Raw genomic sequence first — 16,795 nt, forward strand, 5'->3', positions numbered from 1 at the left:
TTTTATCCATCTTATGGTGATTAGTATAAAACTTCCTTCTTTTCATATTGTTCAACACTTTTTTTGATAATCTGCCTAATTCTATAATTTATTAAGCATTTTAGATAAGTGCAATATAATAAGTTGCGCTTGAATTACCCATTTTGGTCGGTATTAATCCTATAAATATTAATTATAATGATTGTTTAGAAAACATTATTATTTATTATCCAGATATCAAAGAAAAAGAATTAAGATCTTTAAATTATTTTTGGCAAGTGTTAATAAGCATATCTCTTCGCTCTAAAATTTGATCGATTAATCTATTTATCCTAGATTTTATAGTTTTGTCTTGCGGAAAAATATTAAGAAGTTCTCTGCGGTCCATTTTTTTAAAATTTTTTTTGTTTTCAGGTATAAAATCTGGATATAGTAATTTTTTAATACGAACAGCATGATCTTTGCCACTAAACTGCAGCCAATATGAATTTTTAAAAATCATAAAATTATGTTTGTAGATTGGAGGAGAATACCCATATTTTTTAAAAAGAGATCTTGAATCTTTGACACAAGGTGAAGTGCTAAAAACACAAGAAGGCAAATTATCAACAGAATCAAAATAATGAGTTCTTACAAAAGGGACCTCTCCATATTCAACAATTTTTTCATTGGCAATTCCTTCGTTATCTATTAAAATAGGATAAAGTTTGTCATTAAGCTTATAAATTAATGTATTGTGTATAACCTACATCATAATTTCCGAAAATGAAATTAAATATTTTAAAATTTGCTACTTCTTGAAGGTCCATTTTGTCAAGTAGATCAAAAAATTCCTGATCTGTGTATTTTGCTAGATCAATATGGGTGTCGACAAATAAACTTAAATACCCGTTTTTTTAAATCATTTGATCCTTGATAGGTAAGGCAAGTGTTACATAATTTGTGGGAGGGTATTCCCTACGCCCAATTTCTTAGAAATTTTGAAGCTATTAACTCTCTAGGAATCTCTTCTGTTGTAACCTTATTAAAAACACAGTGTAAGCCATTTTCTAAAAAAACACTATAAACTTCTCCATTAAAATCTACAACTCTTCCATGTTTTTTTAAATAATCTCTCATGTGTTAGGATTTTTTTAATTTGTTATAATAATTGTATGAAAAATATAGTCATACCTGATAAATATAAGTCTATAGTTGATAAAATTACAGTTACAGCAAATGAATATAATTTTGATGTATATATAGTAGGCGGATTTGTAAGAGATATTATTTTAAATAGACAATCAAAAGACTTAGATATAATGGTATGTCTAAAAAATAATGATAATGACGAAAATAAAAGGTTTGCAGGCATAAACTTCTCTAAAATTTTATCTAAAAAATATAATTTGAGTAGTCCTGTTATTTTTGAAAGATTTGGCACTGCTAAATTGATAGTCGATAATGAAGAAGTTGAATTTGTAATGCCCAGGAAAGAATGTTATAATTTAAATTCTAGAAATCCAGATACTCAAGTTACATCCTTGCAACAAGATGCTTTAAGAAGAGACTTTACTATAAATGCTTTGTTTTTAAAGCTCAACGATAATACTATCTTAGATTTTACTTCCAATGGTCTTAGTGATATTGAAAAAAAAATTATTAGGGTAGCAGATGCCCAAAATTCAAAAATAATTTTTGAGCAAGATCCTCTAAGAATTTTAAGAGCTATTAAGCAACATTTACAATTAGGGTTTACCATAGAGCAAGACACATATAATTCAATGAAGCTTTCATCAAAACGTATAAATATTGTGTCTTATGAGCGTATAAGAGATGAAATAAATAAAATTTTAGTAGAAAATGAACCTTCAAAAGCATTTTTGATGATGGATGATGTTGGTTTGTTAGAAGAGATTTTGCCTGAAATATCAAATCTAAAAAATATTAAACAGCCTGGCAGGTATCACATAGACGATGTCTTTATACATTCTTTAAAAGTTTTAGATAGGACAAAAAATGATGTCGTTATAAGGATGTCTGCTCTTTTGCATGATACAGGAAAACGCGTAACTTTTAAAAATGAAAATAATAAAATTTCTTTTCATAATCATGATGTTGAAAGTTCTAAGATTGCAGAAATTGTTTTAAAAAGGTTTAAATATTCTAAAGATTTTACACAGAAGGTAAGCTCTATTATTAGAAATCATATGTATCCTAAAAGCTATTCTAGCGTCTGGTCAGATACTGATATACGTAGATTTGTTAAAAGGTGTGGCAAAGAAGTGGACTTAATAATAGAACTTTCTAAAGCAGATTTTGGTAGGTATAGTAATGTCAAAAATATTGAAGAATTGCTTTCTAGAGTCAAAGATTTGGAGTCAAAAAAGATGCTTTACACAAAGCACAATTTGATACCTGGCAGAGAAATAATGAAAATATTTAACAAGCCTCAAGGGAAGTGGATACAAGATATTAAAGATAAAATTGAAGCAATGCAAATCGAAAATCCTAGTATTAGTAAAGAAGATATTATTAAAAACATAAAAGCTAAGTGTCTCTAGATATTCTTAGATTGTAAGGGGCCAAAATATGGCTGAAGACGAAAAACAAGAACAAATTTCTCAAGAAAATAATACTGATGAGCTTGATCCTAATAAGATTAGGGCAGAAGAAAAAATTGAGCGTAACCATGATATTGAGGGATTGCTTATAGGGGGAGCTGTAGGGTTAATTGTTGGAATGATAATTTCGTTCAATGCTATTTTTGCAATGCAAATCGGGATGTTCTTAGGCCTTGTAGTTGGTGTAAAAATTAAAAAAAAATAATTTACTTAAAGGGTCTGTCTAAAAACTTATAGTTCGTTATATATTGTTGTGAATTTGACAATACAAGTTATTGTGTGATAAGCACCAGTTTTGTAACACAGGAGTGTTTAACGCTGCAGTGCCTAAAAAAGCGCTGCAGGGATATACATTAGGGTTTTTTAGACAGACCCTAAAATATTCAAGGAGGAGTTATGCAGGAAGATAATTCCAATAAAAGAAGTGTAATTGAAAGTTTAAATAAACAAATTGACTCTATAAACCAAGAAATTCAGAAATTGTCTAATTCAAATACTATAAAGCTACAAAATCTTCTACATGAATTTAAAGAAGAGTTGAATTTAATTTCTAAAGAAGATGGAGAAATTATTGTTGATAAGGAAAGTCAAGACATTTCTATCAAAGATAAAAGTACAGTAGATTCAGATGTCAATACTGTAAATATTAACAAAGACACAAATCAAAATCCTCCATCTGTACAAAGTTCAGTTGATAGTAACCGAGACTCTATATTAAGAGACATACGCTATAAACTTAAAAATTTAGATGACATAATAAAAAAGGAAAGAGAATCTCAGACTAAAAATGAAGCAGAAATGCAAGACAATATGTCTGATGAGGTTAAAGATAGTACCCATCAAAATATTTCTAATACTGAGAAAGAACATGACACCACAGAAAAGGATGAAGAACTACCTTGTGATATTAGAAGGCAAGATAATTCTGCTTCAAATGAAGAAAAATTAAATGTTAATGGCGGTACAAGTATAAAAGAAGGAGATAACACTGTTACTATTGGTAAATTTGATGAACTTATTAAAAGTGAACCTGCTAATTTTAAGCATTATATGGAAAGAGCAAGCCTTTATATCAAAAGGAACAATTATGATAAAGCAGAAGCTGACTATAAAAAAGCTCAGGAACTTACTCAATCAAAAGATATTTCTGTTTTGCTTGCTTTAGCAGATCTTTATACTTTAAATGGCGATTCCAAAAAAGTTTTACCATTATACGATCAAGCTTTGGAGATAAGTCCATCTAATGTAGATGTTTTACAGGGAAGAGCTGCGTATTATTTAAATCTAAACAAAGATGATGAGTTTTTAGAAAATATTGAAAAAGCAATATCTTTAGATGAAAACAATGCAAGAAGTTATGCCATAAGAGCAGAATATAATGCTTCAAAAGAATATTATCGTAAAGCCCTTGATGATGTAAATAAAGTTATACAACTTCGGCCTGATAATATAAGCGCTAAATATTTTAAAGGAGTAATGCTTTATAATCTTGAAAAATATGATGAATGTTATGATTATATGAAACAAACCTTAGAGCTTAAAATTAGCGAAAGTGAAAATGAAATTTATAAATACATTGGGATTTGTAGTTTTAAATTAAATAAATTTGAAGAGGCTCAAAGGTATTTAAAAAAAGCTGTTGATGTCGGTGTTAGAGATGAAATTACTTTTTATTATAGATCTCAGACTGAATATGAAATTGGTAATTTTGATGCAGCTCTTAGAGATGTTTCAAAAATTATAGATATGAATTCTAAAGAATATAAATATTATTTGCTTAGAGCCAGAGTTTGTGATAAAGAAGGATTTTTTGATCAAGCAGGTAAGGATTACGAAAAAGCTTATAAGTTGGAATCAAGTTTAAATATACTTGTTGAAAAAGCTGAATTTTTAATAAAACATGAAAAATACAAACAGGCTTTACAAGACTATACGTTAGCTATAAGTTTAGATACTACAAAAGCAGATTTTTATAAACAACGTTCCTATGTGTATGAGAAATTAGGTAAGTCTGCTAAAGCAAAAGAAGATATGGAAAAAGCTTTATCTATAAATCCATCGCTTATGAGAAATATAGAATCTTTGTCTAAACAGGAGCCAGAAAATAATAAAACCCAGGAATCAACAACGAATCTGACTCAGGAGACACAAGCAAGAGGACCACAAACATCAGTTTCGGCTTCTCAGAAAGAAGAAGCCTTGATGCAAAAATCAGAACCACTTGTTGAGTCTAGTTCTGAGCAACTTAGAGAGGCAAGCCATAATACAAGTCAGATACTGGATTCAAAAACTGGACCAGAAAAGGTTTTCAAGTCGGATGTAATTTCACAACAGACATCCCAAGAACAACTACAAGTTTCAGATGTAACAAAAGTTGAACAGGGAGATGTTCAAAAGAAAGATTCTTGTGTAGATGTACAAACACCAATAGATCAGGAAAAAGTAGAATCAATTCAAGAGCCAGAGTCTCTTCAAATACAACAACAAAATCAGAGTCAAGTTGTGGAACCTGAACCAATTTCAGAGGCGAATTCTCATGAATCAGTGGTTTCAACACCAACAGGGTCAAATGTAGATATTCTTTTTAATAGAGCTAATATTAACTATAAAAATAAAAAATTTGATATGGCTTTAAAAGATATAGAAGGTATTTTTGCACAAGATCAAGAGTATGTAAAGGCATATAATCTTAGAGCTGAGATTTATCATCAACTACAAGATACTGATAAAGAACTACAAGATTTAAATATGTCAATAAAGTTTGTCCCTAATTTATTTTTGCCTTATCTTAGGAGAGCAGAAATTTATGTATTGCAGGGCAAAGAAGATTTAGCTTTCTCTGATTTTTCTAAGATAATAGAATTAAATCCTAAAAATGGTGGCGGGTATCTTGGACTTGCAAGAATTTATGCAAAGCGAGGGCAAAAGGATAAAGCTTTAGAAAATTATAATAATGCAAAAAAGTACGATTTAAAGTCTATAAAAATTATAGAACAAGAAATACAAGCTTTATCTTAAAAGTTTTATATCTAATATATTAAAGTTTAGTATTGACATAAAGATAAAAAACTAATAAAATTTATAGCTCGGACATTTTAAATATTCTTTTTATTCAAACATCTAAATAGTAGAGGGTAGTTTGTATGAATGAAGAATTATTGAAAAAAGTTGTTGCAGAAATTGAACACAAATACGATATTGAAGAATCTAACGTAAAGTCCCACAATAAGAATCTAAAACCTAGTCAATCTGAGCTCAATGAAAAATTGCGTTCAAATCTTTTGGCTTATAATTTTAACTGTTTTATGGATGACTTTAATTAATTTTAAGCACTACCCAATAGTTTAGATTTGTGCAAACTATAGGTAGGATTGTGTCCTAAAATTTTGTTAGTGTATTTTGTATATTTTATGCATTTGTACCATAATATGTACGTTTGGTATAAATTTTTTTGCAAATGTATAAAACAAATGCAAATTTTGTATCATAGGCTTATTTTTATCTAAAGATGGTTGCAGTATCAATGATATATCGTTGGTTAGAGGCTTTACTATTTTTACAGTTTGTTTTATTTCTTTAAGTGTTGTATTTTTTGTTATTACACATTTTATAAAAGCGTCATCGATTTTGTTAGAAATTATAATTTTTAAAAATTTTTTATGTTCTTCCCAGAAGCTTTTTTTACATTCTGAGGGAAGCTTAAAATCCATGGCAACTATATCACAAAACCTTATAACCTGTTTTAAACTTCTATATAATGTACCATTTGTTTCAATATAGGCATTAAAACCCTTCATTTTAAGTTTAGGTAATAATTCTTTTAAAAAGTCAGTATATAATAAAGGTTCTCCACCAGTAAAAGCTATAGAAGGTTTAGTACTAGTAAAATTCTTTTTGTGTTTTTTATATAAGATTTCAATTTTTTCTATAACTTCTTTGGTAGTTAAATACTTTGCTTTTTTTGATACTATTATAGAATAATTTGTGTCGCAGTAACTGCATTTAATATTACATCCAGCAAATCTTACAAAAATTTGAGGAAGTCCTGTATATAAGGCTTCTCCTTGAAAAGAGAAAAATATTTCATAAAAAGGAGCTTGTAAATTATTTAATGGCAGGATCATCTATTTTTGCCTCTTTGAATCCTTTTGCTCTTAATTTGCAAGAATCACATTGCATGCATGGCTTATCAAATCCATTGTAACAGGTCCAAGTGTCTTTATAAGGTACATTTAATTTTGTTCCTAATTTGATTATTTGAGCTTTATTTAGTTTTAAAATAGGAGCTTGAATAGTTATTTTTGTTTTTAAAGTTTTTAGAACATTATTATATGCTTCTATAAATTTTGGAGTGCAATCAGGATAATTAGAAAAATCTACAGCATTAACACCGATGAATATGCTTTTAGCATTAATTGATTGTGCAAAAGATAATGCGTAAGAAAGAAATAAAGTGTTTCTGCCAGGGACATAAGTGAGAGGTATATTTTTAGGTAGTCGTTTATGTATAGGAATCTTTTTATTACTGTTAGTTAATGCATCATTTGACCAAGGTAATGTTATTTTTGTAATAGAGTAACTAACATCTGCTGATTTTGCAATTTTTATTGCGGACTTCAACTCTTTTTTATGCTTTTGTCCATAGTCAAATATTAAACAATTACATTCATATTTTTTTGACAATGCATAATATAGTACCGTTGTGGAATCTAACCCTCCAGAAAGTAAAACTATAGCTTTTGACGTTGTTTTCATAATGGTTTCCTTTAAAATTGCAATTTATTTAATTTTCATTATAATTTTGTATATAAAGAGTTTACGATAACACTAATACTATTATACGATAAAGATAATATGTGGAGCAAATATTGTAGAGGAGTAATTCACATTATTTAAGCCCATAAACTTATTGTTTTGTCAAAAAAGTATAAATCTTTAGATATATTGTTTCTTTATTATTTAAATGCTATATCGTTATTAGTTACTACTGTTTGTTGCAAAAATCTATAATGCCTTTTCGTTTTTATAAGTTTTTGCTAAAATGCTGAAAATAAACTAAAACTAAAAATATGTCGGAGATAACCATGGAAAACAACCAACAAAAACAACTAGTACTTTTAAAAGCTAAGTCAGCCAAAGAAGCTTCAAAAAAGCTTGCAATAATGAACACTGAACAAAAAAACAACATTCTTTTAGCTATGGCTTTTGCGATAGAGAAGAATATTAAAGAGATTTTGTTTCATAATGAAATAGATGTACAAGCAGCTAAAGAGGCAGGCATAAACAACACTTTAATAGATAGACTTACGTTAAATGAAAAGCGTATAAATGAAATGGCAAAAAGTATCAAAGATATAGTGCTATTACAAGATCCTATAGGTAGTCTAGTTGAAGAAATATCTACTTCAGCAAATAATATAGATGTAAAAAAAATAAGAGTCCCATTAGGTGTAGTAGCTATGATTTATGAAGCTCGTCCGAATGTAACTGTAGACGCTACTGCTTTGTGTTTAAAAGCTGGAAATAGCATAATTTTAAAAGGCGGCTCTGAAGCAATAAATTCTAACAGCATTCTTATAAAGATTATATCTGAAGCTGCTGTAAGTATAGGTATGCCTGAAGGGGCAATTCAGTTTATTGATACAACAGATAGATCTGCTGTACAAGAACTTATCCATTTAGATAATTTAATAGATTTGCTAATCCCTAGAGGCAGTAATGATTTAATTCAGTTTATAAAAGCTCATTCTTTGATTCCTGTCTTATCGCATGGAACAGGTTTGTGTCATACATATATAGATGAAAGTGCAGATATAGATATGGCGATTAGAATAGCATTAAACGCAAAATGTCAAAGGCCTTTTGTGTGCAATTCAATAGAAACTCTTCTTGTACATAAAAATATAGCTGAAAAAATATTACCTGAATTATGTAAGTTGTATACCGAAGCAGGTGTTGAAATAAGAGGTTGTTCCATTACCAAAAATATAATCCCTTCTGTAAAAGATGCTCAGAAAGAAGATTGGAGTACAGAATATCTTGATTTAAAAATATCTATCAAAATAGTAAATTCTTTAGAGGAAGCAATAGAACACATAAATGAATATGGATCTAAGCATTCTGAAGCTATAATAACTAGCGATAGAGAAAAGGCAAACAAATTTATTGCTGAGATAGACGCTGCTGCTGTTTTTGTAAACGCATCTACTAGACTTCACGATGGGGGAGTTTTGGGATTAGGGTGTGAAATTGGAATTTCAACACAGAAACTTCACGCTAGAGGCGCTATGGGACTTAAAGAACTAACAACTACAAAATATGTTGTACAAGGCAGTGGCGCAATAAGAAATTAAAAGGGTAAATCTAAGAGGTTGTATGAAACTCGGCATTGTAGGACTTCCAAATGTAGGGAAATCAACATTATTTAACGCTATAACAAAAGCTGGCGCAGAGGTAGAAAATTATCCTTTTTGTACTATAGAGCCAAATATAGGAGTTGTAACTGTTCCGGATAAAAGATTGACTTTTTTATTGAATCTCTATAATGCAAAAAAAGTAGTGCCCGCTGCAGTGGAATTTGTTGATATTGCAGGCCTTGTAAAGGGTGCTTCAAATGGAGAGGGTTTAGGCAACCAGTTTTTAGCCCATATAAGAGAAACCTCTGCTATTGTGCATGTGGTGAGGTGTTTTGAAAATAAAGATATAACACACGTTATGGGAGAAGTTGACCCTTTAAGAGATATAGAAATTATAGAAATGGAACTTATATTTGCAGATATGGATACAATTTCTAAAAGAATTGAAAGATTTCAAAAAGCAACAAGGCTTAACGACAAAAAAATACTTTCCCAAAGAGAGCTTGCAATAAGAGTAAAAGCTCATTTAAATAAAGGGCAACCAGTAAGAACTCTTAAATTAAACGATGAAGAAAAAATAGATATAAAAGAGTTTTTTTTAATAACGGCAAAACCTGTATTATATGTATGTAATGTTGAAGAAAACAGTTTGCCTTCTTTGGAAAACAAATATACGGAATTGGTAAAAGAAAGAGCAAAAAAGGAAGGGACACAAGCAATTTCTATATGTGCAAAAATAGAGGCAGAACTCTCAGAGTTGTCTGAAGGTGACCAAGAAACTTTCTTAAAAGATTTAGGGTTAAAAGAGCCAGGGTTAAACAGGCTAATTAAAGCAGGATATGATCTTTTAGGGTTTGCAACATTTTTGACAGCAGGGCAAATAGAAGTAAGAGCCTGGACAATAAAAAAAGGTTTTTTAGCGCCTCAAGCTGCTGGAGTGATACATTCTGACTTTGAAAGAGGTTTCATTCGTGCAGAGGTAATGAGTTTTGATGATTTGTTTAGGCTTGGCAACCAGAAAGCTGTAAAAGATGCCGGCCTCATTAGAAGTGAAGGCAAAGAGTATGTTGTTAAAGATGGAGATATTATAGAGTTTCGTTTTAATGTTTAAGGGTTTTAGGCAGGCATAACCCTATATTAAATTTTTGGAGACTAAATGGAAACTCCAGTTGCGATGTGGTTAATGTTCTGGGTTATTGTTATAGTTTGCTTATTTATAGATTTAATTGTTTCAAACAAAAATCAAGGGAGTATTAATACAAAAAAGGCAAGTATTATAGTGAGCGTATGGACAGCTATTGCCATTATATTTGGTAGCATCATTTACATTTGGCTGGGACAATCAAAAGCTTTAGAATTTTTTACAGGATATATAGTCGAGTATTCTTTATCTATTGATAATATGTTTGTTTTTTTAATGATTTTTTCTTTTTTTAATATTCCAAAACAAAATCAGTTGAAAGTTTTAATTTATGGTATAATAGAAGCAGTTATCCTTAGATTTCTTTTTGTATTTGTTGGTATAGGATTAATAAATGCTTTTTCGTGGATAATATATTTATTCGGCATTATTTTAATTTATACGTCAGTAAAAATGATGATGCAAAAGAACAAAAAAATTGTTCCGGAAAATAATATTGCATATAAAATTTTAAGAAAAATAATTCCTTTAGACAACAATAATAAGACAAAAAGTTTTTTTGTAAAAAAAGATAAAGTTTTATATGCAACGCCAATGTTTGCAGCTGTAGTAGTAATAGAAATGAGTGATATAATATTTGCTGTAGATTCTATTCCTGCTGTTTTGTCTATTTCTGTTGACCCCTATATAGTTTATACTTCCAATATATTTGCAATAATAGGGCTTAGAGCCTTATATTTTCTTTTGTCTAATCTTGCAGAAAAATTTAAGTTCTTAAAGTTTGCTATAGCTATAATTCTTTTATTTGTTGGTTTTAAAATGATACTTTCGCACTTTATAGACATTCCGACACTATTATCGCTTTTGGTAATAATTACAATACTGTTGTCTTCAATTATAGCATCAAAGTACAGCAATACAAAGTTTGACTTTTGACTAATATAATATAAATATGTAAAATATTAGATATTTTAGTTGCCTATTTGAGGCTAAATAAAGGAGATGTCGTAATGAAGAGCCAATTGTTGTTAACTAGTATTGTATGTGTTGGGTTTTTTTTGTGTTCTTGCAAAAAAGATAGTCCTGTAGTAGTTCAGGTTGGAAACGAAAAAATTACAGAAGCTAAATTAAACGAGAGATTAGCTGCAACCCCTGCAGAATATCAAAAATATGCATCAACCGCTATAGGTAAAAAGCAATTTATTGATGCAATATTAAAAGAAACTGTTGTTATAGAAGCTGCAAAAAAAGCAGGCGTTGAAAAACGAGAAGATTATAAAAACGCTTTATCCGCTTTCGAAACAGAACAAAAAAAGCAGTTATCAGATTATAAAAATGGTTTGCTCATAGAATCTTATATAAAAGAAATTCATGAAGTCATAGAGCCTAATGACGAAGAGATAAAGAAATATTATGACGATCACAGAGATTTATTTGATCAGCCTGTTGCATATACTGTAAGACATATACTCGTTGCAGATTTACAATCAGCACAAACTGCTATTGAAAGATTAAGCAATGGAGAATCTTTTGAAAAAGTAGCAAAAGAGGTTTCTCAAGATAGTGGTTCAGCTGCCAACGGTGGACTTATTGGTCCATTCAAAAAAGGAGATTTAGTTCCAGAATTTGAAGAGGCTGTTGTCAACTTAAAGACGAATGAGATGTCTGGCATAGTAGAAACTCCTTACGGATATCATATAGTGTTTAAAGTGTCAGAGCAAAAATTGCCAGCTATTCCTTTTGACCAAGCAAAAGAAACTATTAAAAAAATGTTAGAAAAAGAAAAATTTGACAATTGGTTTAGTAAACAAAAAGAAAGTCTTAAAGTTAAAGTAAATTATGATTTACCTTTAGCTTCAACAGAAGAAGAAAAGTCTAAGTAGAACTAAGCAATAAAACTAGGAGCAAAGTATGAAGAAAATTTTAATAAGTTTTACAAGCTTTTTAATAGCTTCAACTGTTCTGGCAACATCACAAGTTGTTGATAAGACATTAGCTGTAGTAAATGGAGAACCTATTTTATCATCAGAATTTAATAGTTTGTTTGCACCTATTTATGAGCAATATGAGAAAGCAACACCAAAATCATCTCAAACTATTCAAAAAGAAAACGAGCTTAAAGATCTTGTATTAAATCAAAAAATAGATGATTTGCTTTTGAAACAGCAGGCAAAAAACCAAAATATTAAAGTTTCAAAAAAAGAAATTCAAGATGGACTTACAGAAATCAAAAAAAGGTTTTCTAGTGATGCAGAATTTAAATCTGAACTTAAAAAAGAAAATATGACAATTGCTGACTTTGAAAAGAAGCTCAATGATCAAATAGCAATTATGAAACTCGTTAAGCAAAATGTTGAGCCTAAAGTGAAGCCTCCTACAGATACCGAAGCAAAAGCTTTATACAACAAAATAGATGTAAAAATGAACGGTGGTAAAACTAATCTTTCTACAGAAGATAACTTTTTAGTTGAAACTTTAGCCACAGCCTTAAAAAGAATGTCTGGTGAACAGTTAAGACTTAGACAAATTTTTATTAATTGCGCTAAAGGAGCAAGTCAAGCTGAAGTTAAAGTAGCGTTAGAAAAAGTTGCAACTGTAAAAAAAGAACTTCAAAAGAAAACTTTTTCAGATGTTGCAGCAGAATATTCTGAAGATCCAGTTTCTAAAGCGAGAAATGGTGATCTAGGATTAGTTGCAAAAGATGATTTGCCTTCTAATATAAGTAAAATTGTTTTCTCAATGAAAGTTGGTGATTACACAAAAGAACCTATAAAAACAGATACTGGATATCATTTTGTAAAAGTTGAAGAAAAACGTGCGAAGAGAGATATAAATTTTGATGATGTAAAAGGTGACATATTGGAATTACTATATCAATCAAATGCAAGAGTTGCATATAATGAATATATTAATTCTCTAAAGTCTAAAGCCAATATCAAAATTAATAAGACTTGGTAAAAAAATGCCAAAACCCCGCATAGCAGTTACTTTAGGAGATCCAGGGGGAATAAGCTACGAAATAGTTTGCAAGGCTGTAGATTCTTTAAAAGTACAAAGAGTCTGCAGCCCTGTTATTTTTGGTGATAAACAAATTTTTAATTGCTTATTAAAAAAGTATTGTAGAAATAAAAAAAACTTCGAGTTTACTGCAACATCAAATTTAGGAAACGTAAAATGCTCTATTCCAACAAAAAAGTCTGGGTTAATTGCAGTTTCTGCTATTAAAGAAGCTGTAAAATATTGTTTGAATAATAAAATAAAAGCGCTTGTTACGGCGCCAGTATCAAAAGAATCTTTAAAATTTGCTGGAATAACTTACCCTGGGCACACAGAACTACTTGCAAATCTCACAAATTCAAAGAAAATAGCTATGTTAATGGCTTGCAACAACATATTAGGAGTTACGGTTACAAGACATATTCCAATATCGTATGTTTCTAAAAATTTAAAAACAAAAAATATTGTACAAACTATACTTTTAAGTATTGATTTTATTAAAAAAAATAAAAGAAATATAAAGATAGCATTATGTGGTCTTAATCCACATGCTGGAGATAATTCTATTTTAGGAAATGAAGAAAAAAAGATTATAATACCTGCGTACAAAAAATTAGTACAACTAGGTGTTGACATAACACCACCTATTCCAGCTGATTCTGCTTGGTTAAAAGCAAAACAAGGACAGTTTGATTTAATATGTACGATGTATCATGATCAGCTAATGATACCTCTAAAATGTATAGATGCTTCAAAAATAGTAAATATTACTGCAGGGTTACCTTTTATTCGTACATCTCCAGGTCATGGAACAGCATTTGATATAGCAGGCAAAAACGTAGCAAACCCAAGTGCCATGATAGAATCAATGATTTATGCTGCAAAATATTTATTTAAACAAACATGAAATTTTTAAATTTTTCTGATATTTTTTTAGACAAAGTGGTTGACATTGAAAATAAATCTTTCCTTAAACCTTGGACTAAGGAAATGTTTTTAGAGTCAAAAAATAATAATTGTGTTATATTTAAGGTCTTAATTGTAGATGAAATATTAATTGGCTATTATGTAATAGATCATTTTGAAAATGAAATGGAAATATTACGCATTGCAGTTTGTCACAAATTTAGAAATAAATCTTTTGGAAAGGCTATGCTTACTGATATATTAAGTGTAGCTTCCATTGAAAAAGTAAAATTTATATTTCTTGAAGTTAGAAAATCAAATATAATTGCATTAAAACTATATAAAATTTTTGGATTTAAAGAAATAGGAGTACGTAAAAAATATTATAAAACTGAAGATGCTTTAATATTAAAGCATTGTTTATAAGAGATTATCTGCAATGAAATGGAAAGTATCACTTTTAATTTTATGTTTTGCTTTAGTGTCATTAAATAAATTTTCTTTTGCAACAAAATATGATGCTTATAAAGCATTTTTGCAAGGGATGTATAGTTTAAAGACAAGGAGTATAACCGAAACCATAAATAAGCTAGAATATGTCACGGAGCTTGACAAAAATGCAATGGTAGCGCATGGCAATCTTGCATATCTTTATTTACGAGGGGAAAAACAAGACAAAGCTTTAGAAATAGCACAAGAGTTAGAAAAACTTGACGGGAATAATCCAAAAACCACTTCTTCATTAGCTGTTTTTTATATGATAGCAAACAAGCTTAAACTTGCTAAAGAATTTTGGGAAAAGACTCTTAAACTTGATCCAGAAAATGAAGTTGCAATAGCCTACATAGCGTCTTTATATCAATTTGATAATAAGTTAGAAAAATCTTTAGATTATTGGACAAAATTTTCTCAACAACAGCCAGACAATCCTTTAAGCTATTTGCAACTTGCTAATATACAAGAAAAATTAGGTCTACATCAAGAAGCGTTAAAATCATACGATAAAACTATAAAAATCAATCCAAATATTAGAAATGCCTTTCTATCTAAAGCTCATATTTACGAAAGTTTAGGACAAGTGAAACTAGCTATAAAAGAATATAAAAAATATATAGCGAATTTTCCTGATGATGTAAATGTACTTTCTCAGCTAGGAAAGTGTTATTATGATATGAAAAATTATTCTGATGCAAAAGATATTTTATTTAAAGCAAAAAAAATATCTTTTGACGATATAAAAACAAATTATTGGCTTGCAATGGTTTATGAAAAAACTAAACAAATTGATAAAGCTATTCCTGTATTTAAAATTGTTGTAAATAAAGATCAAAGAAATATTGCATTTTTAACAAGGCTTGGTCATTACTATGCTTTAAAACAAAATTATAAGCAAGCAGAAAAATACTTTTTAAAAGCTTTAACAATAGAACCGAATAATAAAAATATACTTTACTTAGCATCTTTAAATTATATAGATTGGGGCAAGTATAATGAAGCTATAGAATACCTTAACAAAATAATAAAAGAATCTCCTGATTTTGCAGATGCTTATTTTTATTTGGGAATTTCTTATGATAAGGACAAAAAGTTTTCTCAAGCAGAAAAGGCTCTTTTACAGGCAATAAAATTAAATCCACAACATTCACAAGCGCTTAATTATTTAGGATACAGTTATGCACAACAGGGTATTAAATTAGATGGATCAAAAGAATTCATTGCTAAATCTTTAGGTTTAGAGCCAAAAAATAGTAACTTTATGGATTCTTTAGGTCGGCTTTATTTTAAGTTGGAAAATTTCTATCTAGCAGAAAAAACATTTATTTATGCACTCAGTATTATGCAAACACCTCTTACATATACTCATTTAGGCGACACTTATCTTGCCTTAAAAAATTATACAAAAGCGTGGATTTCATATTCTTTATCTTATGACTCAAAACAAGATAAATTAATTAAAAACAAGTTACATTTTGTTCAATCACAAATGCCCAAAGAGGAACTGTACAAGTTAATGTTATTAAGAAGCAAAAGTAATTACGATAGACTTTTATCGTTTAAAACAGGATTCAGGGCAAAAATTAGCTCAAGAATTTTAAGTAAAAAGCTTTATTTATATATGTCGTATAGTAAGGGGGAAAATATAAAATTTGATTTCCCGTCTTTGTTTGTTATAGGTGGGATGTCTGTAACAATTGCAGGTAAGACTGTAAAAATTGATCCTGAAGCTGCAAAAAATGAAATACCTCAATTCTTGCTTGATATAATAGATCAATTCTGTATTATATTTAGTGAAGATTTTTATGCACAGTTTTTAGATGTAAAACCTATAGAAAAAGGTAGTAATTTAATATATTCAAAAAACAATTCTAGTTTGACAATAAATTCCAATACTGCATTGATAGAAAGTTTATCGCAAAACAATATATTAATAGAATTTTTAAAGTATAAAGTTTTTTTAGCATCAAAGGTGCCAGTAGAAATAAAAATATTTATACCTTCTTCAAATATAAAAGTAATATTGGAAGCTACAAAAATTTTTGAAATCAGGGAATAAGAAAGACTTAAGATTTTAGACAGGCTCTTAAATAAAACCTGACTTTAGCATTAGGGTTCCCCCAAACCTCCTTTTTTATGAGTGATTTTCCTATTTTTCGTTAAAGCGGTCAAGTCAAGTAAATAACATCCCATGCCCATCTCAATTTCAGGTTTTCCAATATGTTCTTTGCCTGCAATTTTCTATAACTGCTGTACGTAATATTTCTATTCTGCTAATAAATTTCTTAATGCTTAATATTAAAAAAAGTAGTTTAAAT

At 29.3% G+C, this 16,795-nt stretch carries 16 protein-coding genes; 12 read left to right on the forward strand and 4 right to left on the reverse strand.

Annotated elements, in window-relative coordinates; genetic code table 11:
• Positions 1 to 244: 244 nt before the first annotated feature.
• Both LBD57_RS00095 and LBD57_RS00100 read right to left on the reverse strand, forming a co-directional pair.
• Positions 245 to 481: a hypothetical protein gene (locus LBD57_RS00095; protein ID WP_373469318.1), complete on the reverse strand. Its 237-nt coding sequence runs from the start codon at positions 479 to 481 to the stop codon at positions 245 to 247.
• 455 nt (positions 482 to 936) lie between these two features.
• Positions 937 to 1,098, reverse strand: coding sequence for a hypothetical protein (locus LBD57_RS00100; protein WP_373469319.1), 162 nt, complete (start codon positions 1,096 to 1,098; stop codon positions 937 to 939).
• A 35-nt stretch (positions 1,099 to 1,133) separates the two neighbouring features.
• Here LBD57_RS00100 and LBD57_RS00105 point away from each other — a divergent pair, with 35 nt between their 5' ends.
• The 4 genes from LBD57_RS00105 (at position 1,134) to LBD57_RS00120 (ending at position 5,905) form a co-directional block, all read left to right on the forward strand.
• Positions 1,134 to 2,522, forward strand: coding sequence for a CCA tRNA nucleotidyltransferase (locus LBD57_RS00105; protein WP_373469320.1), 1,389 nt, complete (start codon positions 1,134 to 1,136; stop codon positions 2,520 to 2,522).
• 28 nt (positions 2,523 to 2,550) lie between these two features.
• Positions 2,551 to 2,787, forward strand: coding sequence for a hypothetical protein (locus tag LBD57_RS00110; protein WP_373469321.1), 237 nt, complete (start codon positions 2,551 to 2,553; stop codon positions 2,785 to 2,787).
• A gap of 191 nt (positions 2,788 to 2,978) precedes the next feature.
• Positions 2,979 to 5,600, forward strand: a complete 2,622-nt coding sequence (locus LBD57_RS00115; protein ID WP_373469322.1) for a tetratricopeptide repeat protein — start codon at positions 2,979 to 2,981, stop codon at positions 5,598 to 5,600.
• A 125-nt stretch (positions 5,601 to 5,725) separates the two neighbouring features.
• A complete protein-coding gene (locus LBD57_RS00120; RefSeq protein WP_373469323.1) occupies positions 5,726 to 5,905 on the forward strand; it encodes a hypothetical protein in 180 nt (59 codons plus the stop codon).
• Between the two features lie 66 nt (positions 5,906 to 5,971).
• Here the strand turns inward: LBD57_RS00120 and LBD57_RS00125 are convergent, their stop codons facing one another.
• Together LBD57_RS00125 and queC are read right to left on the reverse strand one after the other, a co-directional pair.
• Positions 5,972 to 6,706, reverse strand: a complete 735-nt coding sequence (locus LBD57_RS00125) for a 7-carboxy-7-deazaguanine synthase QueE (protein ID WP_373469324.1) — start codon at positions 6,704 to 6,706, stop codon at positions 5,972 to 5,974.
• Positions 6,687 to 7,337, reverse strand: coding sequence for a 7-cyano-7-deazaguanine synthase QueC (gene queC, locus LBD57_RS00130; RefSeq protein ID WP_373469325.1), 651 nt, complete (start codon positions 7,335 to 7,337; stop codon positions 6,687 to 6,689). The genes LBD57_RS00125 and queC overlap by 20 nt, the downstream gene beginning before the upstream one ends.
• Before the next feature lie 329 nt (positions 7,338 to 7,666).
• Here queC and LBD57_RS00135 point away from each other — a divergent pair, with 329 nt between their 5' ends.
• The 8 genes from LBD57_RS00135 (at position 7,667) to LBD57_RS00170 (ending at position 16,536) form a co-directional block, all read left to right on the forward strand.
• Positions 7,667 to 8,935, forward strand: a complete 1,269-nt coding sequence (locus tag LBD57_RS00135) for a glutamate-5-semialdehyde dehydrogenase (protein ID WP_373469326.1) — start codon at positions 7,667 to 7,669, stop codon at positions 8,933 to 8,935.
• A gap of 22 nt (positions 8,936 to 8,957) precedes the next feature.
• Positions 8,958 to 10,049 carry a redox-regulated ATPase YchF gene (gene ychF, locus LBD57_RS00140; RefSeq protein WP_373469327.1) on the forward strand — a complete coding sequence of 364 codons (1,092 nt, stop codon included), beginning with the start codon at positions 8,958 to 8,960 and terminating at the stop codon, positions 10,047 to 10,049.
• 45 nt (positions 10,050 to 10,094) lie between these two features.
• Positions 10,095 to 11,015, forward strand: coding sequence for a TerC/Alx family metal homeostasis membrane protein (locus tag LBD57_RS00145; protein WP_373469328.1), 921 nt, complete (start codon positions 10,095 to 10,097; stop codon positions 11,013 to 11,015).
• Between the two features lie 74 nt (positions 11,016 to 11,089).
• The gene (locus LBD57_RS00150; RefSeq protein WP_373469329.1) at positions 11,090 to 11,962 is read left to right on the forward strand and encodes a peptidylprolyl isomerase; all 873 of its coding nucleotides are present in this window, start codon (positions 11,090 to 11,092) and stop codon (positions 11,960 to 11,962) included.
• A gap of 28 nt (positions 11,963 to 11,990) precedes the next feature.
• Positions 11,991 to 13,037 carry a SurA N-terminal domain-containing protein gene (locus LBD57_RS00155; RefSeq protein WP_373469330.1) on the forward strand — a complete coding sequence of 349 codons (1,047 nt, stop codon included), beginning with the start codon at positions 11,991 to 11,993 and terminating at the stop codon, positions 13,035 to 13,037.
• A gap of 4 nt (positions 13,038 to 13,041) precedes the next feature.
• A complete protein-coding gene (pdxA, locus tag LBD57_RS00160; protein WP_373469331.1) occupies positions 13,042 to 13,983 on the forward strand; it encodes a 4-hydroxythreonine-4-phosphate dehydrogenase PdxA in 942 nt (313 codons plus the stop codon).
• Complete coding sequence (gene rimI / locus LBD57_RS00165; RefSeq protein WP_373469332.1) at positions 13,980 to 14,408, forward strand: ribosomal protein S18-alanine N-acetyltransferase; 429 nt, start codon at positions 13,980 to 13,982, stop codon at positions 14,406 to 14,408. The genes pdxA and rimI overlap by 4 nt, the downstream gene beginning before the upstream one ends.
• Before the next feature lie 13 nt (positions 14,409 to 14,421).
• Positions 14,422 to 16,536, forward strand: coding sequence for a tetratricopeptide repeat protein (locus LBD57_RS00170; RefSeq protein ID WP_373469333.1), 2,115 nt, complete (start codon positions 14,422 to 14,424; stop codon positions 16,534 to 16,536).
• The last annotated feature ends 259 nt before the right edge of the window (positions 16,537 to 16,795 follow it).

The organism is Candidatus Endomicrobiellum cubanum, from assembly GCF_031278955.1.
Lineage (GTDB): Bacteria > Elusimicrobiota > Endomicrobiia > Endomicrobiales > Endomicrobiaceae > Endomicrobiellum > Endomicrobiellum cubanum.

Coding starts and splice junctions, on each gene's coding strand:
- LBD57_RS00135 (WP_373469326.1), top strand. CDS start 7,667: ATGGAAAACAACCAACAAAAACAACTAGTACTTTTAAAAGCTAAGTCA.
- queC (WP_373469325.1), bottom strand. CDS start 7,337: ATGAAAACAACGTCAAAAGCTATAGTTTTACTTTCTGGAGGGTTAGAT.
- LBD57_RS00170 (WP_373469333.1), top strand. CDS start 14,422: ATGAAATGGAAAGTATCACTTTTAATTTTATGTTTTGCTTTAGTGTCA.
- LBD57_RS00150 (WP_373469329.1), top strand. CDS start 11,090: ATGAAGAGCCAATTGTTGTTAACTAGTATTGTATGTGTTGGGTTTTTT.
- LBD57_RS00155 (WP_373469330.1), top strand. CDS start 11,991: ATGAAGAAAATTTTAATAAGTTTTACAAGCTTTTTAATAGCTTCAACT.
- pdxA (WP_373469331.1), top strand. CDS start 13,042: ATGCCAAAACCCCGCATAGCAGTTACTTTAGGAGATCCAGGGGGAATA.
- LBD57_RS00095 (WP_373469318.1), bottom strand. CDS start 481: ATGATTTTTAAAAATTCATATTGGCTGCAGTTTAGTGGCAAAGATCAT.
- LBD57_RS00100 (WP_373469319.1), bottom strand. CDS start 1,098: ATGAGAGATTATTTAAAAAAACATGGAAGAGTTGTAGATTTTAATGGA.
- ychF (WP_373469327.1), top strand. CDS start 8,958: ATGAAACTCGGCATTGTAGGACTTCCAAATGTAGGGAAATCAACATTA.
- LBD57_RS00145 (WP_373469328.1), top strand. CDS start 10,095: ATGGAAACTCCAGTTGCGATGTGGTTAATGTTCTGGGTTATTGTTATA.
- rimI (WP_373469332.1), top strand. CDS start 13,980: ATGAAATTTTTAAATTTTTCTGATATTTTTTTAGACAAAGTGGTTGAC.
- LBD57_RS00120 (WP_373469323.1), top strand. CDS start 5,726: ATGAATGAAGAATTATTGAAAAAAGTTGTTGCAGAAATTGAACACAAA.
- LBD57_RS00115 (WP_373469322.1), top strand. CDS start 2,979: ATGCAGGAAGATAATTCCAATAAAAGAAGTGTAATTGAAAGTTTAAAT.
- LBD57_RS00110 (WP_373469321.1), top strand. CDS start 2,551: ATGGCTGAAGACGAAAAACAAGAACAAATTTCTCAAGAAAATAATACT.
- LBD57_RS00105 (WP_373469320.1), top strand. CDS start 1,134: ATGAAAAATATAGTCATACCTGATAAATATAAGTCTATAGTTGATAAA.
- LBD57_RS00125 (WP_373469324.1), bottom strand. CDS start 6,706: ATGATCCTGCCATTAAATAATTTACAAGCTCCTTTTTATGAAATATTT.